The sequence below is a fragment of the Streptomyces sp. NPDC001530 genome, assembly GCF_042894545.1.
Taxonomy (GTDB): Bacteria; Actinomycetota; Actinomycetes; order Streptomycetales; family Streptomycetaceae; genus Streptomyces.
In genome coordinates this window covers 16,171-42,917 of record NZ_JBIAVS010000037.1, presented here as the reverse complement: position 1 = coordinate 42,917, position 26,747 = coordinate 16,171, and the positions used below count along the sequence as shown (strand labels likewise).

The window sequence follows — 26,747 nt, the reverse complement described above, 5'->3', positions numbered from 1 at the left end:
GTAACTCTCTCCGAATGCAGGAGTCGTGGGCGAACAGGGTCAGGGCCACTCGGGCAGGTCCTGGGGGCGCAGCGTGATCAGGTCGGTCTCGTCCGGAGCCGCTATCTCCGCCACCCGGTACGCCTGGCGCTCGGTCATGGCCTGGAAGGTCTGGCGGGCGGTACGGCCGTTGCCGAACCGTTCGCCGCGCGGTGTCGCCTCGAAGTACGCGGCGAGCGCCTCGCGGGCGGAGTCCGTCAGCCGGTACTGGTGGCGTTCGGAATGGTGCTCGACGATGTTCACCAGCTCGGGTGTGTCGTAGTCCTCGAAGAGCAGCGTGCGGCTGAAGCGGGAGGCGAGACCGGGGTTGGAGTCGATGAAGTGCTCCATCTCGTCGGGGTATCCGGCGACGATGACGACCACCGAGTCGCGGTGGTCCTCCATCAGCTTCACCAGCGTGGCGATGGCCTCGTGCCCGAAGTCGTTGGAACCGGCGGCCGGGGTCAGCGAGTACGCCTCGTCGATGAACAGCACACCGCCCATCGCTTCCTCGAACACCCGCTGGGTCTTCGGGCCGGTGTGGCCGACGTACTCGCCGACCAGCGAGGAGCGGTCCGCCTCGACGAGGTGGCCGCGGTCCAACAGGCCGACCGCAGCGAGGATGCGGCCGTAGAGCCGGGCCACCGTCGTCTTGCCGGTGCCGGGGTTGCCCGCGAAGACCAGGTGCCGGCTGAGCGGCGGTGCCGCGAGCCCCGCCTCCTCCCGGCGCCGGACCATCTGCATGAGTTTCACCAGCGACGACACGTCGTTCTTGACCCGCTCCAGACCGACGAGCACGTCCAGCTCGGCGAGCAGGTCCTCAAGGCTCTCCTCGGGGACCGTCTCCGCGCCGTCGGCGGACGCGGCGGCGTCGTCTGCGGCACCGCCCGCCGCGCCCCGCGCTCCCGCCGCCGCGGTCGCCGGGACGCCGGTGGAGACCGGTCCCGCGGCGGTGCCGGGGGCGGGCCACACCGCGTTCTTGACGTCCCGTGAGACACAGCCGTCCACCTCGGGGCGGGCGCCCTCGTCGACGCTGAGGTCTTCCTCGGCGTCCGTCACCAGCAGGTTGCGCAGCACGGGGTGCGCGTCGGCGCCGACGTGGACGGCCGGGTAGGCGGTGGCAGACAGCACGCAGTCCTCGTACCGGCCCTTGCCGCCCTCGCCGACGAACAGGCCGTTCTTCCCGGTGTCCTTCACGGTCGTGCGCAGTACCGTCGGGGCGCCGTCGCGGGCCACCACGAGCCCGGAGCCCGCGGTGCCGGAGACCGCGCAGCCGCGCAGCGTCGGCGCCGCTTTCTCGGCGACGACGATCCCGGCCGTGCCCGCGCCGCTGACCCGGCAGTCGGTGAACTCCGGGGCGCTGTCGGGGCCGCAGGTGAGTCCGGCGCGTTCGACGTCGACGATCCGGGCGTCCTTGATCTGGACCTCGCCCTGCGACTGGGCGGTGACGCCGTTGCGGCTGCGGCGTACCGTCACGCCGTCGACCGTGGCCGCCGCGTACCCGTCCAGGTGCAGGCCGGACAGTCCGCAGCCGGTGAGCCGGCAGTCCTCCACCGTCAGCCGGCCGCGCTCGGTGACGCCGATGCCGTACTCGGGGGTGTCCTCCACCCGCAGGGCGGCGAGTCCGGCCGTGGCCTCGCCCGCGACGTGGACGGCGCTGTAGGAGGTGTCCCGCACGGCGCCGCCGGTGACCCGGACCTCGGCCCGCTCGCCGACCAAAATGCCGTTGCCCTCCGCGCCGCGCACGGTGGTGTCGGTGACGACCGCCCGGGCCGAGCCGCGCACCACCACTCCGGAGGCGCCGGAGTCGTTGATCCGGCAGTCAACCAGCTCCAGGCGCGCGCTGCCGTCGGCAGAGACGCCGGCCGTTGCGCTGTCGCGGACGGAGCACGTCGACACCAGGACGTCCCCAGTGCCGGCGGCGAGGATCCCGGCGGCACCGGCGCCGGTCACCTCGCCCCCGGTGATGCGCACGCCGCCGCTGTCGTCGTCCTCGGCGCGGGGTGCGGAGCCCAGTACGCGTACGGCCTCGGCCGCCGCGTCCTTGAGCCGGCACTCGTCCAGCACCACGGCTGCCCGCTCCTCCACGAGGAGTCCGTTGCGGCCCGGCTGGTCGACGGCGCAGCGCCGCAGCACGGCCGTGGCCTCGCCGCGGACCCGGATTCCGGAGCCGCCGACCGCGCGGACCGTCGAGTCGGTCAGGTGCGCGGTCGCGGTACCGGAGACGACGACGCCGGTGCCCTCGATACCGGTGACGAGGGTGTCGGTCAGCCACAGCGAGCCGGTGGTGTCGGCGTGCACGCCGGCCAGTGCCGCCTCCCGGATCACGCTGCGGGTGATGCGCAGTGAGGCCGCGTGCACGGCCTCCACCCGGCCGCCGGCGATGTCGCAGTCCCGCAGCTCGACGGTGCCCGCCGTCACCAGCACCAGCGGCCGGGACGGGTCCGCGCCCAGCACGACGAGGCCGTGCACGGTCGCGGAGGCGGACAGTTCCACCGCCGGCAGTCCCGGGGCGACCAGCGTCAGCCGTACCGTGCCGGGGCCTTCCTCGGCGACCAGCGTCACCGCGCGGTCGACCAGCAGCCGTTCGGCGTACTCGCCCGGGGCGATCCGGATCTCGTCCTCGTTGTCCGCCGCCCGCACCGCGTCGGCGAGAGTACGGAAGGCGCCACGGCGCGCGTTCGGCCGCACGTGATGGATGACGGGGCTCACCGTCCGGTTCCCTCCGCTGCTACGGGGCGGCCGGGTTCGACGAACCCGGGGTTGGTCACATAGGGGCCGACCGGGCGGCCTGTGTCCAGCCGCTGGGCGCCGCGGATGTGGCGGCCGTCCACCCCGCCCGGGTAGAGCACCTCGGCGCGCTCCGGGTGCGGAGCGGCCAGGTCGAGCGTTGCGGCGACGTCGACTCCGCCGGGCGCGGCGATGTCGTACCGCCAGCCGTAGCGGCCCAGCAGTTCGGGCGCGTCCGCGTCCCCGACGGCGGCGGCGCGGTCCCGCAGCCAGCCGATCTTCCGGGTGGCGGTGAGCCAGGCGCTGTCCGGGGCGTCGCCGTCGCCGACGTGGGCCGCCACGTGGACCAGCTGGCCGCCCGGCGGGCGCAGCCCGTCGGCGAAGACGGCGGCGGGGTGCTCCGCCCCCGCGGGTCCGAACACGTACAGCTCCTCGTCGTCCGCGCGCCAGTGCAGGCCGGCGCTCCAGGGCGCGGCCTCGAACGCCGATACGAGGGGACCGGCCGCCTCGGCGGCGATCCGCGCGGGCGCCGTGGTGGCGCTGTGCGCTGTCGCCGACGTCGGCAGCCTCAGGGGCGTGACGGCCACCGGCCCACGGTGTCCGGGCAGATACCAGTGCCAGGCGCCGACACCCCCGTCCGCGGACGGCGGCACGAAAACACCTCGCAGCCCGAGCGCGCCGTTCTCGATCGCGTACGCGGAGGTGTGCGGTGTGTCTCCGTCGTGGCCCCACATCGTCCAGCGTCCGGTGTGCACCAGGGCCTCCGGGTGCTGCTGCCGGACGGCCTCGAACGCCTCCGCCGGGTCCGGGTGTGCCGTTCCGGCCACCTCAGGTGTCCTGACCGGCACGGCCTCCTCCTCGACAGTGACATGTGTTCCGGTGGCGACCTTACCCCGGGCAGGTGTCGGTTCCGCGACCGAGGTGTGCGCCGTGAACACGTCGTCCGACGCGGTCGCGTCGGTGTGTGTTGACACAAGTGTGCCATCCCCGGCGGGTTTCTCCGGCGCGAGGGCGGTCGGCCTGACCGCTCCGGGTTCGAGTATCTCGACGGTGAACCCGAGCCCCGCCTCCTGGGCGAACCGCTCCAGCCGCGCCTGCTGTTGATGCGCCGGCGTACCACCCTCCCGGACGAGCACGACCCGCTCCACGTCCTCCCAGCGCACCCCGCCGTGCAGCTGGACCTCAAAGAACCCGACGAGGTGGCGCTCCAGTTCCCCGGCGTCCCGCAGCAGCCGGAACTCCTCGTCGTAGCGGAAGCCGGTCGCCTCGGCGAAGGCGAGCCGGACCACTCGGTCGGGGCCGTGGTTCAGCAGCGGCAGCAGGTTGCCGGAGCCGGTAATGCTGCGGGCGCCCTGCCGCCCCGGGCTGAAGCTGTCCCCGGGGGTGAACGTGGCCCGCTCCACCAGGTCGCGCTTGAGGTGGAAGACGGCGTTTCCGTACAGGCTCAGGCCGCGCGGCCGGTGCTGCGAGGTGAGCGCGGCGTAGTTCGGCAGGTCCGCGCGGTCCGCCGGGGTCGGGGCGAAGGACTCGTCCCAGGCGTCCAGGCCGGGCCTGGCCGGGTAGATCCCGGACGCGTGGGTGGTCCGCTTGACGCTCGCGGGGTAGCCCATCGCCTCCTCGGCGGCACCACGCCGTTCGAAGTACCGCGAGTAGCCGGGGACGACCTCCCACACGTTGCGCAGCAGGCGCTCGTCGCCGATCATCGCGTCCAGCAGCGTGCCGTCGCCCACCCGGGCGCCGAGATCGATGTTGACCGTGAGCGAGAGGTCCGCCAGCAGATGCCGGTGCACCCGCTGGACGAACCGGCCGAGGTTCTCCTCGTCGAACGGATAGGGCCGGGCCCAACGCCAACTGCCGTGGCCGTCCAGCAGGTTGGCGGTCAGCCGTTCCCAGTCGACCGACAGGGTGCGCAGGGCCCGCCGCTCGGCCAGCACCACCGCGACGAGCTGAGCGGGCGCCAGCTTCCGCAGGGACGTCCGCTCCTCCAGGACGCGGAACAACCGCACGTCCTCCTCGAAGGAGGTCACCTGCCGCTGGAGCACCTTCTTCAGCTGGGAGGTCTCCTCGGCGGCCGTCAGTGCCTGCTCCAGCAGCTGCCGCTGTACGGCGATGTCCCCCGCGTACGCCTCCTCGCCGGTGGCCGGATCGGCGGGCCGGCCGTGGGCGGACGCCGGGTCGCTCACCCAGTGCGCCACCGTCAGGTCGGGGCCGCCGGGGACCAGGGCGTAGCCCTCCCCGTCCTCGGTGTCGAAGACGACGTGGCTGGCGGACGGGATGTGCTCGACGGAAGCAACGCGGCCCACGGAGCCCTCGGCGCTGGACGGCACGCCGCTCGCGGCGGCACCGCGCGCACCGCTTCTCGGCGACCGCGCCCAGTGCGGCGCCCCGCCACCGAGTCCGGGCACGGACCCTTCACGGCTGACCGCGACCGGAAGCGGCCTGCCGCCCGTCACCTCGGACCAGTGGGCCTCGGCCAGGGTCTCGGCGGCCTCGGCCCGTTCCAACTGCGCCTGGGCCAGCGCACGCCGGGTGCCGTCGCTGTCGGCGACGCCGCCCACACCGGTGTCCTGCCGCTCCTTCATCTCGCTCAGCACGCGCTCGGCCTCGGCCCGCAGCCGCCGGGCGTCGCTGAGCGCGGCGCCCGCGTCGATGGCCTCGTGCTCGTCCACGGTGAACTCGGCCCGCTGTTTGCCCTTGTCGAGGGGGCCGGCGGCGAGTGTGTCGGCGTCGGTGACATCCTCACTGGCCGGCGGTGCGGAGCTGTGCGCGGTGCCGTCCGTGGTCCTGTGCGCGGTGCTGTCCGCAGTGCTGTCGGCGGTCCTGACCGCGGTGCTGTCCGTGTGCCCGGGCGTCTCCGTGTGCCCGGGCGTCTCCGTCCGCACCGGCGGGTGCTCCGCCGAGGCCGGCGGATGATCCGCCGACGCCGGCCGGGTGAAGACATGGCCCTGGTCGACCACCACGTGTTCGGTGATCTGCGCCGACGGTACCGAGACGCCGACCGGGACGACGCCCGAGGCCTCGGTGTGCGTGCCGCCGTGGTGGAAGGTGAAGGTGAACTCGACGTGGCCGTCGTAGTGTTCGAGCGGCGTCGGGATCTTGGCGTTGGTGAAGGTACGGCCGCCCGTGAACTGGTCGCCGCGGGTGCGGCGCCGGAAGCCGCCGCCGAAGGTCACCGCGGCTCCCAGCTTGCTCTCCAGGGTGCCGGCGACCGCGCCGACCTGGCCCAGCAGGAAGAACTGCCGCGAATGCAGGTCGCGTCGGCCGAACACATAGGTCTTCTCGGTGGCGAGGGCGACTTCGGCCTTGGGTTCGGGGCGCGTGTGCGTCAGACCGAGCAGGTCCGCCCTGACCGACACCCACGCCTCACGGCCGTGCACCCGGAACGACTCGCTCCGCAGCTCGCCGCCACGGGTCAGCTCCGGGAGCGCGGCCATCAGCCGGTCCTTGGTGAATCCGCCCATCACCAGCTCGCCGCGCCGCTGCCCGGTCCGGGTGACGTCCGACCAGGCGCTGCCGAACACCTTGCCGCCCTCGCTGTCGAGCAGCCCCCGCAGGGACTGGACGTCGGGCAGGTCCCGGACGAGCTGCCCGTCGGACATGCCATGCGTCAGCAACGACTCTGGCGGTCTGGGCACCTCGACCTGTGCGGGTGCCACGCCCGGCCGCTTGGGGGGCCGAGGCCGTCCGGCGCCGAGTGCGGGAGCCGTGAAGCGGGCCTGGTCGGGCCCGGCGACCTTGACGGTGTCGATGGTCGGCAGCAGGGCTTGGAAGCCGATCTCCGCCTCGCCGACACTGCGCACCCGCACCCCGAAGGTCCGCTTGGTCATCGGGGTGAAACCGAGCGTCCCCTGGCCGGTCCGCCGGGTGTCGACCGCTTCTCGGATACGTGTGGTGTGGTCCGTGAGCGCCTTGTCGAACGAGGCTCTGGCACCGTCGAGCCGCTGCTTCAGCGCGTCGATCTCGTGCTGCGGACGACCGGCGGCCGAGGCCTCGTCGAACTGGCTCTGCAGCCCGGCCACTTCCTCGCGCAGTCCCTTGAAGCGGATCTGTTCGTCGACCGCGTCCTTCGGTACGCGGGTGTCGACCCCGCGCCCGAAGGGCCGCCAGCGGTCGCGGACCTCGAAGTGCAGCCGGGCGACACCGTCGTAGACACTGCCGGGCACCTTGGTCTTGGTTCCGACGGCGGAGCGGATGCCGGAGGAGGAGTCGGCGAGGTGCTCGGACTGGGTGGTATGGGCGAGGGTGCCGCCGCTGAAGACCTCGGCGGGGGAGCCGCCGATCGGATCGGAGGTGCCGACGACGGTCACGTTGGTGCCGTCGGAGGTGATCTGCGGCCCGGTCGGTCCGCTCTCCGTACGCCCGCCGCCCGTGCCGTCCACGGTGGCCGAGTTGAACTCGGTGGCCTTGGTGTCGGCGGTGTGGGTCATCTCCTTCACGCTGGCGCGGATGGCCAGCTCACGGCCGTTCACCCGGACCACCCACGGCTGTCCGGCCATCATCGACTTCAGCCGGCGCTGGAACTCCGACGCGGGCAGCCGCTCCGCGAGCTTGGCCTGTGCCGCCTTCCAATCGGCGGCCGAGCCGAACAACTTCGGCCCGTGCGGGTCGAGTTGCCGCAGGACGTCCTCCACGAGCCGGGTTCCGGCCGCCTCTCCCCGCACCGGACGGGTGTCGAGGACGACGTCCTCGGCGCTGAGCCGCAGCGAGTCGGCGATGCGGTCGGGAACCCGGCGGTACTGGTCGGGCCGGTGGGCCGCACCGGTCGTGGGGTCGGCGGGCAGGTCACGGACCGGGAAGGCGAACTCGCCGTCGTTGGTCACCGTGAACGTCCGCTCGCCGCCCCGGCCCGGCAGCGCGTGGGAGATCTTCACCTCGACCGTGTAGGTCACCTCGCCGTGGAACACGGCCGCCGGTTCGACGGTCTTGTTCTTGGCGACGACGCCGCCGCGGACGTCAGCGCCGTGACCGGCGACGGACTCCTTGTGGCGCACATGGCCGAGCGTGAAGGTGACGTGCGGGGCCTTGAACCCGGCGCGCTCCCACAGGGTGCGCCGCACGTGAGAGTCCTTCTGGACGGACGCGGCGGCGGCGGACTCCGTGCCCTGTTCGAACTCGAAGTCCTTCTCGACGCGCAGGTACTCGGTCATCCTGGCGTCGGCCGCGGTGATCCGGATGTCGGCGGTCACCGGCCCGGCCCGGAAGCTGCCGCCCCAGGTGTCGCCCGCGGTGAGACCGGCGGTCCTGGGCTGCAGGGCGATCGAGTCGAAGTACTGCGCCACCTCGCCCTCGACCTGGTCCCAGCGTTCCCCGAACGTGTCGGCAAGCTGCCGCCGGAGCTCCTTGACGACTTGGTCGCCGGGCAGTTCGAGTACGGCGTCACCGTTGCCGATCCGCCCCGAGTCGGACACTCTGAGCGGCGGCCGCACGGTGAGCTCGCCCCGGGCTGTGCCCGCCGAACCGGGGTGCGGGGCCGCGGCGGAGTCCGGTCGGTGGAAGACCTGGCTGCCCACGCCCTCCGTCGTGACCTCGTACCGCTGCGTGTGGCTCTTCGGGATGGCGACGACGAACCGCACGTCGGTCCGGCCGCCGTGGGTCGCGGTCTCCCCGACGCGTCCGACGTGCGCGTCCACGCCGACCGTGGCGATGTACACCGCCATCGGCTCGGGGTACTTGGCGCCGGCCACACTGCTGTGCCCGCCGGACACCCCGTCGGCGGTGCGGTACCGGTGGGCGATACCGCCGCCGGGGGCATGCACGGCGAGGGTGAAGTCGCTGCCGAGCTCCGGCTGTACACCGCCCTGCGCCAGCTGGCCGTGACCGAAGGCCGAGCCCAGTCGGCCGCCCGTCTCCTCCGCGACATCGCTGAGCAGGTTGATCTCGGCGGCGTCCAGGGTCCGCACGTACTCCAGCGACTCCAGCCGACCGCTCAGACTCAGCTGCGCGTTGGAGCGCAGGGGCGTGGGCAGCGGGGTGCTGCGGGCGGTGGTGCCCCGGGTGAGCTGGGGCAGGGTCGCAGCGAGCTGCTCACGGGTGGCCATGTCGTGCGCGGCCGGGCGTACGTCGGCCCAGTCGGCGCCGAAGTGTTCGCGGCCGGCACCGTCCACGAGGTCGGCGAGCCGGGGCGACTGCGCGGCGCCCAGGGCACGTTCCTCGCCGGAGAGGACGTCGAGGACGACCGTGTGGGACGGCAGCCCGTCCCAGATCCCGGGCGAGGGCCGCCAGGCGTGGTCGCCCTCCTGGAGGGCGGGGGCCGTCATCCGGCGCGGGCCCTGGGGCCGGGTGGCGGCGGAAAAGACACCCGGTTCGGGGACCGGGCGGGCGTCCGCGGCGTCCACCAGGACCTGGAAGCCGAGCCGGGCCCGTCCGCCGGGCGGGTTGTCCACCGCCGGGCGGGGGGCGCGGCCGTCACCGGCGGTGGAGGCGGCACCGTGCGCCGGTGCCGGGGCGCCGAGGGGGTCGGCGCGGTGCACGAAGGAGAGGGTGGCCACTCCGTCGAAGACGGCGCCCGGCACCTTCATCTTGACCGCGGTACCGGTCCGGACCGACTCCTGCACGGTCAGCGCGCCGTCGCGGTCGAACTCGCCGTGCCCGACGCCGGTGACGGTGGTCGGCCCGGCGTGCAGGTCGGCGCTCTGTGCCTGCATCGCGGCCCGTACGCCGTGCTCGGAGCTGTACGTGTGGATGTGGACCCGGGTGACGTCGGAGCCGGTGTTGAACTCGGTCTTGTCGGTGTTGCGCAGGTGCTTCATCGTCGTCACCTCGGCGGTGACCAGCAGGCTGCCCGCGTCCGGACCGAGGTCGATCTCCAGCGGCTCGCCCGCCGTCATGCCCTTGAGCCGGTACTGCAGGGAGTCCAGAGAGCCGATGCGGTCGAGGACCAGCTCCCGGACCGCGGGCCAGCGGTCGCCGAATGCCCGCTTGCCGTACGACTCCAGCGAGTGAGGGTCGGCACCGCTGCCGAGGAGGGCCTTGTGCAGGGTGCCGGAGACCCGTGCGCCGTCGGCGTCGACGAGGAACAGGTCGCGGACGGTGTCCATGCCGCCCAGCGCGAGGGTCTGCTCGACACGCGCCGGCGGCAGGTAGTGCTGCATGCCGGCCGACGAGCGGACATCCCCCTCGGCGACGGCCACGGGCACCTTCGCCGACACCTCGACCCGGCCTACCCGCGCCCCGTCGGCGGTGCCCGGGCCGAGGGGCTTTCCGGCGGGGCCGCTCACGGCGGAGACGTCGAACTCCAGGCGGACCTCGACGTCGTACTTCAGCGCCGGCTCCGGGGTCTTGGTGCGGCTGAACTGGCGCCCGCTGGACGTCAGGCGGTGCGACTCGGTGCGGGACCAGTTCGAGGTCAGGTGCCCCGTCAGATCGGTCTGTGCGGCGGCCTTGCCCTTGACGAGCACACCGGCGGTGACCACCGACCGCGTCTCGCGCTGGAAGCCGTCGCGGACGAGGGACTCGCTGCCGTCCTCGAACTCCAGGCTCTTGAAGGCGCCGTCCGGTTCCGCCTTCGTCACCTCGGCGCGGACCGTGATGTCGCCGCTGAAGCCGGCCACGTCCATGGTGAGGCTGCGGGTCTCGCCGCGGGTCATCGCCGACAGCGACGGCCAGACCTCCCGGCCGAGTTGCGCCTGGAGGTCGGCGCGGAGCGTGTCGCGCTGGGCCGGGGTGAGGACGTCGTCGAAGTGCGCGACGAGGTCACGGCTGACGGTGGCGGCGGCTTCCTGGGACGGCAACACCCGGTCGGCGCCGCCGATCTGGCCGGAGACGGTCATCCGGAGGGGGGCCTGCGGCACCGGTTGCGGCGCGGAAGGGGTTTCGGGGGCCGTCCCGCCGAGTGCCGGGGCCTTGCCCTCGACCGCCGCAGCCGTGTCCCCAATCGCCGGAACCGTGTCCCCGGGTGCCTCGGGCGGCTTCGGCGAGGCCGTGTGGTCCGTCGTCGGTACGTCCGGGTGACCGGTGGACGGGGCGTGGGGGCTGATGCCCGGGGCCTCGCCGGGGTGAGGGGCGGTGAGGTAGTCGACGATCCTGTGTACGTCGTTCTCGGCGAAGCCCTTGGTGTGCTGGGCCGCGACAGGCTTGAGGTTTCTGACGTACGGGCGGTCGCCGCCGCCGGGAACCCAGCCCGGGTGCTCGTAGGCGTCGGTGAGGTCGTTGAGCTCCGCATGGACGTGCGCGGGAAGCTTCCCCTTGCCCTCGTACTCGGCCTTCTTGGCGTGCTTCAGCTCTCTGACCTCGACGGTGATCTGGCCGGAGCGGGTGGGCGGGTGCTCGATGACGAGGCGTTCGTAGCCGGGAGCGAGGCCGTTGTCCGCGGTCCGGCCGGTGCCGGGGACCTCGTGCCACTTGGCCATGCGCTCGCCGCCCGCGCTGCCGGGCTCCTCCAGATAGCGGACCTGATGGCCGGACAGCGCCATCGCTTCGAGGTTGCCGCTGCGAAAGCCGAGGTGCTTGAGCCGACCGTCGGTGGCCCGGTGTAGGTACTCGAAGAGCCGCATCTGGCCGACGCGGGTGTGGCCGCCCCAGGTGTGCAGGCCCTCGGGGTTCTTCCAGAACGCGGTGAGATCGTGCACGTCCAGGTCTATGGCCCGGAACTCGGCCGCGATACCGGGGAACTTGCTCGGCCGGCCGGAGTGGGCGGAGGCGTCTCCGGCGATGACGACGAGCGGACGCTGCGCGTGGTCGGCGGTCCGGTGGTACAGGGTCTGCAGGATCTGCCGTACGCCGGTGTGGCTGGTGTCGTGCTCGACGTGGATCTCGCCGCGCTTGCCGCTGAACCGGGTCCACAGCACGACGACGTCCCGCCCGGCCACGTCGGGCACGCCCCTGCCCTTCAGCCAGTCGCCCACCGCCTCCTGCAACTGGGGGGTGAAGTGGACGTCGTCGAGCTGCCACGCGGTCCGCAGGGCGTCGCGCAGCTCGGGGCTGAAGCGTTTGCCGACCCAGGTGGTGGCGGCGCTCACCGAGACGACGTACTCGTCCATCTGCCGGCTGCTGGGCGCCGTACCGCCGTCGTTCAGCACGGACGCGTTGATGTCCCGCCAGTGGTTCATCCGCAGCTTGTTGGCGTTCTGGCCCTCGGTCACCTCCCGCACCTGGACGCGGTGCGCGTCGATACCGCTGGCCACGTAGAAGTCGCGGATGTCCATGCTGCGGTCCCGGTGGTCCAGCGGGTTGCGGATCAACAGCACCTGCAGCTTGGGGTCGCTGTGCAGGGCGGCGGCGACGCCGAACTGGTCGCCGGTGGCGTATCCGTTCTGGAACAGCAGCTTCTGCAGCCGTTCGTCGGGCTTCTTCGCCTCGAACTTCGCCGCCTTCTCCGCCTTGTCCGACGCCGGCGCCTTCACCTTCTTCGACGTGGGGGCGTTCGGGACGGCCGCGTGCTCGTCGTGGTGGTTCAGTTTGTTGAGGTGCTCGACCAGGGCGGTACGGGTGCGGACCGCGAACTTGCCCAGGTCCGGATGGCCCTTCAGCAGCTTGAACTCGGCCGGGGAGAGCACCTGCTTGGTCAGCGTGGCGCCGTCCATCCGGGTCAGCTTGGTGCCGTCCGAGACGATTTCGTGGAAGGCCAGCTTGTGGAGGATGTCGAGCATCCCCTTCTGGTCCGCGAGGCCGGGGTAATGGAGCGTCAGATAGTGCTCCATCTGCTTCTTCCAGGTCCCCGGATGCGCATGGCTCTGGGTGAGCCCGCTCATCAGCTTCTGCGGGTCGGCGGACATTTTGTCGGCGATCCGCCCGCCGTCGGTGACCAGGGCCAGCTTGGGGTCGAACTTCACCATCTGGGCGGGGTGTTCGAGCCACGCCGGGTTCGTGATCTGCCGGGACTTGATGAGGTTGTCCAGCAGGTGCTGGCCCTCCTGCGCCTCGAAGGAGAAGGCGTTGTGGTTCTTGCCGCCCACCTTGCTCTTGTCGACCGCGCCGAAGTGGATTCCGTCGTCGAGGGTGTCGTAGGCGGCCGTGTCGACCCGTACGAACGTGTTCGGTTCGGGGAAGTAGATGGCCCGGGAGTCGACCGTGCCCATGGCCCCGCGCACCGCCAGGTCCAGATCCGCGGCCTTCATCCCCGCCAGGGATTTCTCGGTCGTCCCGGCGGGCAGCTTGTAGCCGCCGCTGATCGCCTCCGGGTAGTGGACCGAACCGTCGCTCTTGCACGTGAACTTCGCCCCTTCGATGGCCGTGACGGCCCGGTCGAACAGCGGCCTGCCGTCGACGACGAACTCCTGTACGTCCGAGTCCCCGATGTGCAGATACAGCTGCCCCTTCGCCTCCCCGGCTGGCTTGAGCTTGCTGATCATGTCCCGGGTGAGGTCGTCACGGATGATCGCCTCCCGGATCGCCCCGTACGGCACCTCCTTCTGCTCGCCCTGCCCCACGGTGATCTTCTTGGGGTCGGGCTGGCGCCAGGTGAAGCCCGTCACCGAGACGGAGAAGGTGCCTTCCTTCTCCCACTTCTTGGCGAACTCCTGGATCTTGGCGAGGATGAGGTCCTGCTTCCCCGCGCGTCCGTTCAGGCCGATGACGAGGCCCAGACGCTCGTTCCAGCCCTTTTCGGCCCCGAACGACTCCCCGTACTTCTTCGCCACGTCCAGCAGCAGGTCGTCCTTGTCCTCCACCTTCACGGGCACGGTGGCGACGAACCGGATGTCGTCCCCCGGCTTCAGGGCCCCCTTCGCGGCGCCGTCGTACTGCGCCACCGGCTGGAGTTCGTAGTACTCGTACGCCTGCTTGAAGTCGGAGTTGCTGCCGAACCGCCCGGGGTCCCCGTGGCTGGTCCAGGGGTCCGGCGGCGGAGGTGCCACCGCCTGCTTCTTCCCCTTGGGTCCCGAGGGCGCCGTCAGGTCCACGGCGTGCGGCGGAACAGGTGCGGTTGCGGCCAGGGCGTGACCGGTGTCGGCGTAGGCGTCCAGGGTCTGCTGGATCATCTGGAGATGCCAGGAGCGCACAGCGCTGCCGTTGAGACCCTCGGTGTAATCCCCCATCAGGCCGGCCTTGTTGTCCGGGCGATGGCCCGCGTCGGCGGCCCGGTACTCGTCCCGCAGGCCCAGCTGGTGGCCGAGCTCGTGCGCGAGATCCGTCTCGGACGCGTCCAGCGGCCAGTGGTACTGGTTCGCCCCGGAGCCCGGCTCGCCGGCCTTCACCGTCAGATGCCCGGCCAACGGGCCATCCACGCGCTCCAACGTCACATGCAGCACGCTCCCGTCGGGAAGCACGTGTCCCGGCTGGTTGAACAGCTTGTCCACACCTGACGAGGCCCGCTGCCACAGCGCGTCCGCATCGGCCTTGGGCACGCCGTCGTCGGCCAGCTTCACCCGGATCGTCAGGTCCGACACGGCGTGCCCGTCGACCGCGAACGTGCGGATGTCGAACCCGGTCTTGACCACATAGCGCTGGAATTTCGCGTTGTCGCGGATCGGCCCCGAGAAGGGCTTCGCACGGCCGGGGTGCGATATCGGGTCCGTCCAGTCCCGGTTGCGCACGGTCTTCGGTACGGCGGCGTCCCATGCCGCCTTCCACGACCCGTGCGAGGCCAGATCGCCCCCCGCCTTCGCCAGGTCGCCGCCGAAGTGCCCGTCCGTCACCGCCTTCGCCACGGCGCCGGGGGCGCTCGGGGCAACGCCGTGCACGGCGAGCTTGTTGATCTCCGTGACCAGGGCGTTGCGGGTGTTGACGGCCATCTTGAAGAAGTCCTTGGCAGGCGCCTCCACGCCCTTGGCCGCCTTGAGAAGGGACTTCATGTCCTTTTCGTGGGCGCCGAAAAGCGCCTTGCTGTCCATCGTGACGAGTTCGGAGCCGTCGGTCCTGATGTCGTGGAAAGCGAGGTTGGCGAGCGTCCGCGCGGCATTCGGGTCCGCGGTGAGCAGACCGGCGTGATGCGTCTGCAGATAGTCGGTGACCTGGTCGGTCCACACCTTCTTGTCGGCGTGGCTCTGGGTGAGGCCGCCCATGAGGGACTTCAGATCATCCGGAAGGTCCTTGGCGATCCGGCCACCGTCCGTGACGAGAGCGAGGTCGGACCTGAACTGGACCATCTTGGTCAGGTCGCCTCCCCACATGTCCTTGCGGGCCGCGATGACGTTCTTGAGGAGGTGCTTTCCTTCCTGGGCCTCGAACCGCCACTTGTCGTCCAGCTTCATCCCGAAGTGGATCTGCGCCTCAAGCCCTTCGTGGTTCGCGGTGTCGACCCGAAGGAACGTGTTCGGCTCCGGGAAATACACGGCACGAGGATCGACTTCGTTCATGGCGTCCCGCACGGCCAGATCCAGATCGGCCGCCTTCGTCGCCGCCGCCGTGTCATCGAGCTTGTAACCGCCGCTGACGACCTCGGGGAAAAGCGTCTGTTCGTGGACCGTGGTCACCTTCATGTCGTTGATGACCTTGGTCGCGGTGTCCAGCAGCGGTTTGCCACCGACCGCCATGTCCTTGACGTCGGCATCACCGATATGGAGATAGACCGGCCCGTCCGCCCCGGCCTTCGTCAGCATCTTCTGCGTCAGTTCGTCGCGGACGATCGCCTCACGGATCGCGCCGTACGGAATCTCCTTCTGGGTGCCGGCCGCGACCAGCTTGGGATCACCCTGTTTCCAGGTGAAACCCGTCACGGACACCGAATAGGTGCCCTCTCTGTCCCATTTCTCCGCGAAACCCTTGATCGCCTTCTCGATCGCGGCCTCGTCCCCGGGACGGCCGTTCACACCGATGACGAGCCCCAGCCGCTCCCCACGACCGGAATCGGCGCCGAAGGCCTTCTCGTAGGTCTTCGCCAGCTCGAAAAGCTTGTTTTTCGTGACTACGGCCCCGGTGGCGGGGTCCTTCACCTTGAACTCGACGTCCGAGGTGGAAGGAACCGTCGCGATGAACCGGATCTCCTCACCCGGCTTCAACGCCCCCTTCGCCATGCCGTCGTACTGCATCACCGGCGTCAGCTTGTAGCTCGCCGCATGCTCACGGAACTGCGGCGAGAAGCGCACCGGGTCCGTGAGCTTCGTCAACTCCCCCTTGACGGTGGGCGAAGCCGGAACCGCCGACGAGGACGCCGCCGCGTTCGGCTGGCCGCCGCGCCGCTTGACGGGAGCGTTCGGCGCCACCGCGGGACCGTGACCGTGCGGCGACCAGCCCGGACCGGGGATGCCCAGCGCGTCGAGATGGCTCCCGATCGCCTCGGCGTCCATGCCCAGCCGCTCCATCTTTCCCTTGGCGATGTCCAGGGAGATCTCGGCGTGCTGAAGGCTCTGCTTGGCACCGGCCTCGTCGGCGGTCTCGGAGGGCCGGCCGAGTTTCCCGCCCGCGAGGTCGAGTTGGCGTGCGGCGTCGGCGAGGTCGACGTGCGCCTGCTCGTACTCGTCCCAGGCCGCCAGCCGATCCGCGCCGGTCTTGCCCGCGGCCCCGCCGGTCACCGTCTCGTACTTGCTCAACGGCACCGGACGGCCGCCGTCGCTGTGCGGACGCGGCTGCGGTGTCGGGGCGGAGGCCGGACGCAGGGCGATGTGTTCGCCGACGACGACCGCGTCCGGGCCGACGTCGTTGGGGCGGGGGGTGATGTGGGTGCCGGGGCCGCCGGTCAGGGTGTGGGTCGTGGCGGCCGTACCCGCTGTGTCGCCGGTGCCCTTGCGCTGGCCGAGGAGGTCGAGGTCGTCGTGGGCGGAGACGCCGAGGTGGTCGGTCTGGGCGGTGACGGAAGGGTTGGCGGGCTCTTCGGTCAGCCGCTCCGGCGAGTTGAGCGACTTCGCTCCGCCGGAGAGGTCGTCCGGCTCGTGTACGGCTGCCTTGACGCCACCGTCGGCGGAATGCCCGTCGGCCGTGCCGACGCGGCTGACCTTGATGCCGCCGGCGGCCGGAGCGCCGGAAGCGGAGCCGGCCTTTATGTCGGCTGCGGCACCGGCTTTGACGTTGACCGCATTGGCTTTGACGTCAACTGCCCCCGCCTTGACGTCGATCGCACCGGCCTTGACGTCAACCGCGCTGGCCTTGACGTCGACCGCACCCGCTTTGACGTCCACCGCACCGGCTTTGACGTTGACCGCACCCGCCTTCACATCGACCGCAGCACCGGCCTTGATGTCAACCGCACCCGCCTTCACATCGACCGCAGCCCCCGCCTTGACGTCCACCGCACCGGCCTTGACGTCAACCGCACCCGCCTTCACATCCACCCCGGCCGCACTGAGCACCTCATGCACCTCAGGCGCGACCACGACCTGCTTGCCCTCGGCGTTGGTCAGGCCGCCCGAGCCCCGGTAGTCCACGTGAAGCGTGGTCGGCGTGCCGCTGTGTGCACCGACCTGGAGGCTGATCCCGTCCGCCGTCATCCGGATGTTGGAGATGTCGCCGTCCACGATGCTGCGCAGCTCGGGGATGCCGAGCGCGTGGAAGTCCTCGACGTGGCCGGTAGCCACGCGCACCGAGGACAGGGCGTCGCTGAGCGCCGTGTTCAGACCGGTGCCGGCACCGGAGACGCCCAGGTCGCTCCGCAGGGCGTGCGTGCCGGAGCCCAGGCCGGAGAGGCCGTGCGCCCCGGCGAGGTCGACGCCGGCCAGATGAGTGGGCAGCGGCTCCAGCAGGCCGACGGAGGTGCGCTGGAAGCCGGTGAAATGGTCAAAGGCGGTGAGGTGTTCCACGCTGTCCAGGCCACCGGCGTTCGCCATGAGCAGGTTGTCCCCGGCACCGGGATGGGCGCCCAGGTCCAGCGAGTGCAGGGAGGCGAGGTTCGCTCCGCCGACGTTCGCTCCGGCGGTGATGCCGTGCAGGCCGCCCAGTTGGGCTCCGGGGCCGGTGTTGAGGCCTTGCAGTCCACCGGGGTTGAAGCCCTGCGGGGTGCCGGGCTGGAAGCTCTCGAAGTGCGGTATGCCGCCCGTGAACCCGGCGAGGCCGCCGTGGTCGGCGGTGAGCGCGCCGACGTGCAGGCCGCCGCCGAGCGCCGACTGCGACAGGTGGGCGGTCGGCACGAGCAGCCGGGTTCCGAAGCCCATCTTGAACGCGGAGCCTGCGTGGATGCCGAGTTCGAAGAAGTCCACCGGCAGCGTGGCGCTGAGCACGAAGCGGCTGCCGAAGCTGATGGCGTAGACGCCGACTTTGCCGAGCGTGGTGTTGATGCCGGCGGTGGCCATCTGGAAGTCGGCGCGGAAGGTCTGGGCGAGCATCTTCAGCCCGGCGACGGTGATTCTGACGCCCTTCATGGCCAGGTTGGCCACTCCGTTCAGGCCGCGCAGGACCAGCCCGGGCAGCGCCGTCACCCCGCTGTAGATGCCCCGGATACTGAGGCCGCCGGTGAAAACGTGGGACAGGGCCCCGCCGAGGCCGGTCAGTCCCGCGCCGATGGACTTGGGCAGGTTCTTCAGCGCGTTGAACACGCTCTTGGTCAGCCCACCGATGTTGATGCCCTTGGTGGAGGGGAAGAGGATGCCGATGAAGGCGAGCGCCACGTCCAGCAGGCCCGCCTTGCCCTGGGCGTAGTCGACGAGTGTGCTGATGAACATGACCATGCCGAGGCCGAAGGCGAGCATGCCGATCCAGCCGCCGAAGAACGCGCCCACGATGGCCAGGATGATCTCCAGGATGCCCAGCGACTGGAGGAACAGGTGCCAGGCGTCGATCGGTTGCCGGATCAGGTGCTCGGCGTCCTTCATCCGGTGCTCGTACGTCTTGACCGCGGCGTTGTACTCGTCCTGCGCGGTGTGCGCCTGAGCCTTGAGGCTTGTCAGCTGCGGATCGTCCTTCGACAGCCCCTGCGCGCTCGTCAGCGCCTGGTCCGCCTTCGCCTGAACGTCCTGGAGCGCGTTCTTGAAGGCCATGGTCGCGTCCGCGGCGACGGAGAAGGACTGGCCGATGGAGTCGATGAACTGCTTGAGGTGCCCGTCGATCTTCGCGCGCACCGCCTCGGCCGTCCGCCCGACGAAACCGTTGCCCGACTGGTCGAGGACGCGGTTCAGGCCGCTGGTGATCTCGTTGCCCAGGGTCTCGGTGTCCCGCAGCCCCTGGTAGAGGGACGAGAGGGTGTCGAGGTCGCCGGGTGCTGGGTCGCCGTGCATCCCCAGCGCGCTCCAGTCCTGCGGCCGCCCCATGTGTCCCCTCCACGCGGTCGAACAACCCCATGACGCTGAGTGCGCCGGGGCGGTTGGTTCACATGTATGCGTCCATCGTAGTGTGAACACTGTGGTGTTCTCGCCGGAGGCCCGGACACACATGTCGATTGTTGACTTCGACACATGGAGCGCACATGCCGGGGTATGACCTGGTCATCGACTACGAGTTGCTGAACACGCTGGCCAAGGACACGGAGCGGCTCAAGGAACAGCTCGCCGACTCCCGGCTGCTGGGCCGGGGTGACTTCTTCCACAAGGGCGATCTCGGCGGAGCCTTCGGAGCCGTCAACATGTACCTGCTGCAGTGGACGGGCCCGTTCGACAACGCCAAGGAACTGCTGGAAGCCCTCAGCCAGACCTACAAGTTCGCCGCGCAGAAGATGTTCGAGACGGACGCGAGCTTCGCCTCCAGCGCCAACACCCAGGCCGTGGCCTGGAAGCACAGCCTCTGGGACATGAACAAGAAGGCCTACGAGAACTGGAAGTACCTCACGGAGCAGACCATCCTCGTCCACGCCTGGGACAAGAACGGCCACGAGTACCTCAAGCAGCAGCGACTGGCCGACCCCAACGCCAAGGACGCTCCCGCGCCGCCCGGCCCCGAACCGACCGACGGCGAGGCGCACAACGACGACTTCGGTGACGGCACCAACAACTACAACCACTCGTCACACGTCACCTTCGACTCCGACGGCAAGGTGGCGTCGAGTGACACGAAGATCGACGACGGGGCCGGCGGTCTGACGTACCACGAGCACACCGACAACGGGAAGAACGGCAGCTACACGACCACGATCACCCACACCGACGGGTCGACGACGGTCATCGAGGTGCACGGCAACGAGAACGGCAGCGGTACCAGGAACGTCACCGAAACAGACAAGGACGGCAAGACCACCAGCACGTCCAGCTACACCGGAACAGGTGTCAACACCGACAACCCCCAGTGGACGAACACCGACCCGGACGCCACCGACACCGACGGTGACGGCAAGAACGACAAGAACGACCCGAGCGGCAGCCAGAACTCCAACACCGGTGTCGGCAGCACCGTCTGACCCATCCCCATTGACACACCCGAGTTTGAGGAACCCACATGCCCAGCAACAACGTCCAGCTCCAGTACGGCCAGATCGACGCCGTCGCCACCCAGCTGAACAACGCCGTGACGAACATCAACCCGCAGCTGCTGCAGTTGAAGGGGGCGGTGGACAACCTCCTCCAGGACGGTCTGTGGCTTCAGCAGACCAGCCCGGCGATGCAGGGCGCCTACGAGCAGTTCACCGTCCAGCTGACGCAGATCGTCACCAAGATCGAGGACTTCGCCAAGCAGTTCACGTCGATCAAGACCCAGATCGACGACATGGACCGGACGATGGCCGCCCAGATCGCGGGCCCGAACAAGTGACACTGCGAACGTGAGGAGGGGGCGCCGCTTCGAGTGGCGCCCCCTCCTGCGTCATGCCCTTCAGCGGGCGTCGGCGGCCACGGTCTCCGGCACCAGGACGGTCATCAGGGACCCCGCCTCATCGACGGTGAAGGCCCGCCCGGGGACCCGGTTGACGCGGACCACGTTGTGCGGCAACCGCAGGCCCAGGACGTCGCCCTCGCTGATGGTCTGCGGGGACAGCAACAGGCCCTTGCGGGACCGTCGTACCTGCCCGATCCAGGTGCTGAGCGGCGACACCAGCGCCTCGCCGGGACCGGCGACGGCCAGGCCGACGCACCGGTCGCGGCCGGAGGAGGCGATGTCCCGCAGCATGCCGTCCAGCGGCGACATGGCCAGCAGGTCGGCGTCGTCCACCATGACGACCGCGGCGCCACCGACCGTCTCCAGCGCGGTCCGCAGCTCCTCCTCGCCCGGGGCGGGCGACGACAGCACCACCGCCTTCGGATGGCCCTCCAGCCCGCGCAGCGGCGACTCCCGTGGGGTGATGGCCACTACGCCCGTCCCGGCGCGCAGCAGGGACGCCGCCAGCGACAGCAGCGCGGTGCTGCGGCCGGACCCGGGCGGGCCGACGATCGTGTACGTGGAGGCGACACCGGCGAAGTCGACCCACACGGGGGCCACCTCGTCGCCGCCGAGGCCCAGCATCGCGGTCAGCGGGCCGCGCGGGGCCGCGCCGATCCGGTCGTACGCCTCCTTGAAGCCGATCGTCATCGGCAGTGTCTCCACGCGGAAGGGCCGCGCCGACGCCGGCACGCCCAGGTCCCGGGCGGCCGCCTCGGTGCCGATCTTCTGCAGCGCCTCGGCCTGTTCCTGGCCGCTGAGGCCGCCCGGCAGCACGGCGACCTGGAGCTCGCCGCCGGTGTCGGTGCGGAAGCCGCGACCGGCCGGGATCACGGAGGGCACCTGTTCGCGCGGGATGCCGTTCATGGTGTAGTCGCCGATGTCGTTCATCCGCAGCAGCACCTTGTTGTCGTTGAGCGCCGCGATCCGCCCGGCCATCAGGGCCCGTTCGGAGGTGGCGACGACGTGCACGCCGACCGCCGCGCCCTCCCGCAGCAGCATGCCGACCTGGCTGACCATGCGGCCTTCCTCGATCTCGCCGATCAGCGCGCTGAGCGTGTCCCAGCCGTCGATGAACAACATCAGGTGTGCGGGGCGCTGGTTCGGGGGCAGCGCGGCGCGCAGTTCGGTGATGTGCCCGGCCGCGTGCGCGGTCATCAGCTCTTGGCGGCGCACGAGTTCGGCGGTGAGCCGGTTCAGGAGCCGGCCCAGGCGTTCCAGGTCGGCCCGCGGCACCACGGCCCCGGTGTGCGGCAGCGCGGACAGCGCCGACAGTGCGCCGCCGGCCGCGTCGACCGCGTAGAAGTGCAGGTCAGCGCAGGAGTTGGCGCGGGCCAGCGCGCTGGCCACGGTGCGCAGTGTCTGGGAGCGGCCGGAGCGCGGCATGCCCAGGACGAACAGGTGGGAGAAGGTGTTCAGGTCGAGGAACACCGGTGGCTGTGCCTGGAGTTGCGGCAGGTCCTCGCGGGCCCAGGCAACCGGGACCAGTCGTCCGTCGTTGGTGGGGGCAGCCGGTTCCGGCAGGTCGGACAGGGTCAGGGTGTCGGCCAGCGGCGGCAGCCAGGGACTGGGCTGCGGCTGGTGGCCGTACTGTTCGGCCGCCTGCACGAGCGCGTCGACCAGCGCCATCAGATCGGTCGGCCCCTCCTCGTCGTCGAGTAGGGCGAACTCGTCCTCGGTCTCCTGGGGTGCCTCCACCGGGCGGCCGAGGCCCTGCCAGGACAGCGGGGTCGTCCACACCCCGGTGTCGTCGTCGGGGAGTTCGACCCGCCGCTCCTCAGGTTCCACAGCCTCCGCCAGGTCCTGTGGGCGCGCGGCACCGACGTAGGCGGTCTGGAAACTCATCGCCGAACGGTGCCCGGTGCGCACCAGGGCGCGTCCCGGCGTGGCCGCGGAGATGCTCGCCGCGTCCGGCACGTCCAGCACGTCGGTGCTCTCGGTGGCGTCGGTGACGCGCAGCGAGATCCGCAGGTTGGTGTTGGCGCGGATGTCGCTGGTGACCACGCCGGCGGGCCGCTGGGTGGCCAGCACCATGTGCAGGCCGAGGGAGCGGCCGCGCTGGGCGATGCCGACGAGGCCGGGGATGAAGTCGGGGATCTCCCGGGCGAGGGTGGCGAACTCGTCGATGACCAGCAGCAGTCGTGGCATCGGCGGCAGGTTCGGATCACGGCGGCGCAGGGCCCGGTACTCGGGGTGGTCCTTGGCGCCCGCCGCGGCGAGCATGTGCTCGCGGCGGACCAGTTCCGCGGTGAGCGAGGCGAGCGCGCGCTGCACGAGGTGGCTGTCGAGGTCGGTGACCATGCCCAGGGTGTGCGGCAGCCGCACACAGTCCTTGAAGGCGCTGCCGCCCTTGTAGTCGACCAGCACGAAGGTCAGTTCGTCGGGGCGGTTGACCGCGGCCAGCGAGGCGACGAAGGTCTGCAGCAGTTCGGACTTGCCGGAGCCGGTGGTGCCCGCGATCAGCGCGTGCGGGCCGTCCTTGATCAGGTCGAAGGCGACCGGCCGGTCGAAGCCCTGCCCGACGAGCGCGGACGTGGAGGCCGGGCGGCGGCTCCAGCGCCGGCCCACCTCCTCTGCGGTGGGCGGTTCCAGGTCCAGCAGGTCGAGCAGCGAGACGCTGTCGGGCAGTCCGCCGCCGGCGTCGGGTGTGACGTCGTGGACCGGGGCAATGCCGCGGGCCAGGCGTTCGGCCCACTCGGCGGTGACGTAGTCGGGGCGGATGCCGACGATGTCGGGCAGGCCGGTGCGGCGCAGCGTGACGGTGTCCGCGGCGATGGACACCACCGCGCTGGCCTCCTCCGGCAGCATGCGCTCCTCCCGGTCCAGGCACAGCAGATGGATGCCGCGCAGCGGCCCCTCCTTGAGGACCTGCACCATGCCGGGGACGTCCCGCAGTTCGCGCGCCCCGTCCAGGACGACGAACACGTCGGGCTCGCTGAGCAGCGCGCCGCGCATCGTGGCCTGCTGCGCCTGGTTGCGGTTGCGGATGACGTTGATCAGCTCGGTGACCCGGTTGGCGACGGTCTCCGGGTCGTTGCCGAGCAGGATGACGGGGGCGTTGTCCTGGGAGGCGGACAGCCCGGAGCGGGCGTGCGGCAGCCAGCGGGCCCACTCCCACGCGTCGGCGGCCTTGCTGTCGGTGAGCACACAGATCTTCAGGTCGCGCGGGCTGTGCAGGACGGCCGCCTGCGCCACCGCCCAGCGAGCCAGCGCCCGGGCGGGTTCCTCGGGACCGGCGACACCGACGACCTGGCTGCCCGCGAGGTCCACGCCGATGGGCATGTCGGGGATCTGCCAGTGGGCGGTGCGGTGGTTGTCCTCGCGGGAGCCGTCGTCGATCTGCAGCAGCGACTGCTGCTGGGTGGTGCCGATCCGCAGGACGAGGTTGTCGGGGTCGGACGGCCGACGCTCCCACAGCCGGGCACCGGGTCCTACGGCCATCAGCCCGACGACCGCCGGATCCGGCGCGGAGGCGACCCGTACCCGCCGCTCGTGCTCCACCTTGGCCCGTACGTCCGCCTCCAGCGAGGCGCGGCGCAGCCGGTAGTTGGCGACGCCTTCCAGGTATTCCTTGCGTCCGCCGCGCCGGCCGCTGATCCAGTTGCCGATGGCCAGGACCGGGCTGAGCACCATGAACATCAGGTAGAGGAAGGAGTGGAAGAGCCACACCATGGCGACGCCCATGAACATCGGCGCGATGATCACCAGGAAGGACAGGGGGCGGCGCTTGGGAGGTTCGGGCGGCCCGGGCAGCCGGAAGGTCTCCGGCTGCAGCGGGGGCAGCAGGCGCGGCGGCCGGTTGAAGTCCAGGCTGGCCTTCGGCGAGGCCACCACGGCAGCGTCGGCCAAGGTGGGCCGCACCGCGCGCAACAGGTGCTCGCCGACGACGAGTTCACCGTCCAGTTCCCAGGGCGTCCAGCCGCGCGGCAGCCCGTCGTCCTCGTGCTCCTCGGGGCCGGGGTCGGGCTCGGGCGGCAGTGCCACCACGTCCGCGCGCGGGCGCGGCGGCGGGGCCTCGGGAAGCGACAGCCGGACCTGTCCGTCGTCCTCGGGCAGCACGGCGAGGACCGTACCGTCCGGACGTACTGCCAGCCGCAGCCCCTCCTCGGGCACTCCCCTGCCGGTCAGCGGCACGGAGCTGCCGGCCCGGGGCCCGATCAGATGGGTGCCGATGCCGAGCTGGTACACCTGCCCGGCCTCCGGGCCGCCGATCACCTGGATCTCGACCACGGGGGCGGAACCGGGTGCCTTGGGCGTGGGCATCGCGTCGCGGGTGGGGCCGTAGACCGAGGCGGCGTCGGGGACCGGCCGGCCCAGGCCGAGGGTGCTGCCGTCCCGGATCCCGGAGGAGGCCAGAGCGAGGTCGGGGTCGAGCAACCGGTCGCCGAGGTAGAGCGGGATGTCCTGCTCGGAGGCGACCGCGTCCGGCTCCTCCTCGGGCGCGGCGCCCCGGTGCGCGGCCGACAACTGCGCGGCGAGCCTGCGGACGGGGGTGGCGGCGGCCGCGTTGACGAGGACGTCGCGTTGCTCCCGCCGCTGGTCGTCCACGGTGGTGACGAGGAACTTCACGACTCGTTCCGCCTTTCGGCTCGGGGGTTCTCGAAGAGGTCGGGGTCACCAGTTCCGGCCGCCGAGACCCCGCTGATCTCCGGTTCGGCGAACAGGTCGCGGATGGCCGGGGCGACGGGGGCGGGGCGGACGGCGGAGGCGGTGGCAGAGGCGGAGGCAGAGGCGGTGGCGGTGGTCTCAGCGGCCGGGGACGGCCCCGGCCGGGAACCGGACCCGACAGGATGCGGCACCGGGCGCCCCGGACCGGGACCCACGGCGGGAGGCCACGGACCGGCGGGGGCCTGTGGACCGACGGGAGGCCGCGGACCGACGGGAGGCCGTGGCCCCGTCGACCGCGCGGCTCCACCCGTCGGCGGGACCGCACCGCCCACGGGCCCCTCGGGGCGCGGCCGCCGCGTACCACCCCTGCGGGCGACGCGGGCGACGGCCGGACCGAGCGGTGCGGCGTCGGTCGCGACGCCCAGGCCGGGTGTCTCGGTACGACCGCGCGAGTTGACCCGGATCTCCCAGCGGTGGACGGAGACCGGTCCGACCACCACGGCGCACAGCGGCCCGGCACCGGCCAGCTCGGCCAGCCGTGCCGCCTGTTCGTCGTCCGGCGCCGCACAGACCACGACCACCGGCCGGGTGCGGTCGGACGTCGGGTACACAAGGGAGTTCAGCAATTCGTCGAGGTCGGGGCCGTCGAAGCGGGGGTGCACTCCGCGCGCCACGAGCACGTCGGCCGGGCCGCCCGGCAGGTCGAGGTAGGCCGCCACGGCCTGGACGAAATCACGGACCGCCCGGCGTTCGCCGTAGGCATTCAGGATGCGGGGCCCGCGCATGAGGTCGAGGAAGACCATGCCGTCGTCGCTCAGCCCGAGCGGCACGAGCACCCGGCCGGCACCGGACGACAGTCCCTCGCCGGCCCCTGCGTCACCCTGCGTCTCCCCCGTCGCACCCGTCTCCTCCGTGTCCGGCAGCGGCAGGCTCTCGGCGTCGATCGCGGAGGCGTACCAGACAAGCGGATCGTCGCCGGTCTCCCAGGGATGCCGGGGCTGTGGCAGGCCCCGGCCCGCGACGGACACGGCGACCTCGCCGTCGCTGCGCCGGGTGGCGGGCCGGACCGCGACCGCGAAGCCGAAGGCCTGGGGCGCAGTGGGGCGGACGGCGGCGTCGACACCGTCGAGTGCGTGCCGGGCGACGGTCACGGGCCCGTCGGACGCCAGCAGCCGGGTCAGTCGTCTTACGGCGGCACGGAAGCGCAGGAACTCGCGTACCGGCTCGGAGAAGGCCTGGAGGGTCAGGCGGACCTGACGGGCCAGCCGGCGCCACGCCCGGCGTCGGCCGCCCTGTCTGCGCACCAGCCAGCGCCCCAACAGCCACATCAGCAGCAGGAGTTCGGCCAGCGCGAGGATCAGGGCACTGGCACCCGAGTCCCAGGAGAGGGCGAGCGTCCGGTCGGCTTGCGCCACCGTTGTCCAGGCTTCCGTCGGACCCACCTGATGGATGTGCACGAGAACCCCTCGATAAGTCGCCGACCGGAGAACGACCGGATGTCTGAAGGGCTACGACACATATGCCAGGCGTGTGCTCACCCCGGCCGTATCGCCGCCCCGACCGCACAGGTGTGACCGCGGCCGTCTCCCGCCGCAGTCACCGTCGAGTCTAAGCGGAAACGTGTCCTCTGCACGCACGGCCCTGTCCTGGCGACTCACATGTGACGCTACGACCTGGAACTGGGCCTGAAACTGGGCCTGGGCCTGAGGCTGAGGCTGGGCCTGCCAGCACGCCATCCGCGAGGCAGATACAGGCGCGGCCGGCCCGGCGGGGGTCCGGGACGGCCGCTGAGCCCCTCACACCTCAGC

The 26,747-nt window shown here is 71.4% G+C and carries 6 protein-coding genes; 2 read left to right on the top strand and 4 right to left on the bottom strand.

Annotated elements, in window-relative coordinates; all coding sequences use genetic code 11:
* Positions 1-39: 39 nt before the first annotated feature.
* Together ACFY0T_RS46005 and ACFY0T_RS46000 are read right to left on the bottom strand one after the other, a co-directional pair.
* On the bottom strand, positions 40-2,730 hold the full coding sequence (locus ACFY0T_RS46005; RefSeq protein WP_388884527.1) for a right-handed parallel beta-helix repeat-containing protein: 2,691 nt from the start codon (positions 2,728-2,730) through the stop codon (positions 40-42).
* A complete protein-coding gene (locus ACFY0T_RS46000; RefSeq protein WP_388884526.1) occupies positions 2,727-18,800 on the bottom strand; it encodes a hypothetical protein in 16,074 nt (5,357 codons plus the stop codon). Before ACFY0T_RS46000 ends, ACFY0T_RS46005 begins: the two co-directional genes overlap by 4 nt.
* A gap of 155 nt (positions 18,801-18,955) precedes the next feature.
* Between ACFY0T_RS46000 and ACFY0T_RS45995 the strand changes: the two genes are divergently transcribed.
* Both ACFY0T_RS45995 and ACFY0T_RS45990 read left to right on the top strand, forming a co-directional pair.
* Positions 18,956-19,879: a hypothetical protein gene (locus ACFY0T_RS45995; RefSeq protein ID WP_388884525.1), complete on the top strand. Its 924-nt coding sequence runs from the start codon at positions 18,956-18,958 to the stop codon at positions 19,877-19,879.
* Positions 19,880-19,917: 38 nt separating this feature from the next.
* On the top strand, positions 19,918-20,229 hold the full coding sequence (locus ACFY0T_RS45990; RefSeq protein ID WP_388884524.1) for a WXG100 family type VII secretion target: 312 nt from the start codon (positions 19,918-19,920) through the stop codon (positions 20,227-20,229).
* A 60-nt stretch (positions 20,230-20,289) separates the two neighbouring features.
* On the opposite strand, the gene ACFY0T_RS45985 is transcribed toward ACFY0T_RS45990, so the two are convergent.
* On the bottom strand, positions 20,290-24,900 hold the full coding sequence (locus tag ACFY0T_RS45985; RefSeq protein WP_388884523.1) for an FtsK/SpoIIIE domain-containing protein: 4,611 nt from the start codon (positions 24,898-24,900) through the stop codon (positions 20,290-20,292).
* Positions 24,897-26,354, bottom strand: a complete 1,458-nt coding sequence (locus ACFY0T_RS45980; RefSeq protein WP_388884522.1) for a hypothetical protein — start codon at positions 26,352-26,354, stop codon at positions 24,897-24,899. Before ACFY0T_RS45980 ends, ACFY0T_RS45985 begins: the two co-directional genes overlap by 4 nt.
* Positions 26,355-26,747: the final 393 nt, after the last annotated feature.

What these genes read in the sequence shown, in the direction of transcription:
- ACFY0T_RS46000 (WP_388884526.1), bottom strand. Translation starts at nt 18,800, where the DNA reads ATGGGGCGGCCGCAGGACTGGAGCGCGCTGGGGATGCACGGCGACCCA.
- ACFY0T_RS45995 (WP_388884525.1), top strand. Translation starts at nt 18,956, where the DNA reads ATGCCGGGGTATGACCTGGTCATCGACTACGAGTTGCTGAACACGCTG.
- ACFY0T_RS45990 (WP_388884524.1), top strand. Translation starts at nt 19,918, where the DNA reads ATGCCCAGCAACAACGTCCAGCTCCAGTACGGCCAGATCGACGCCGTC.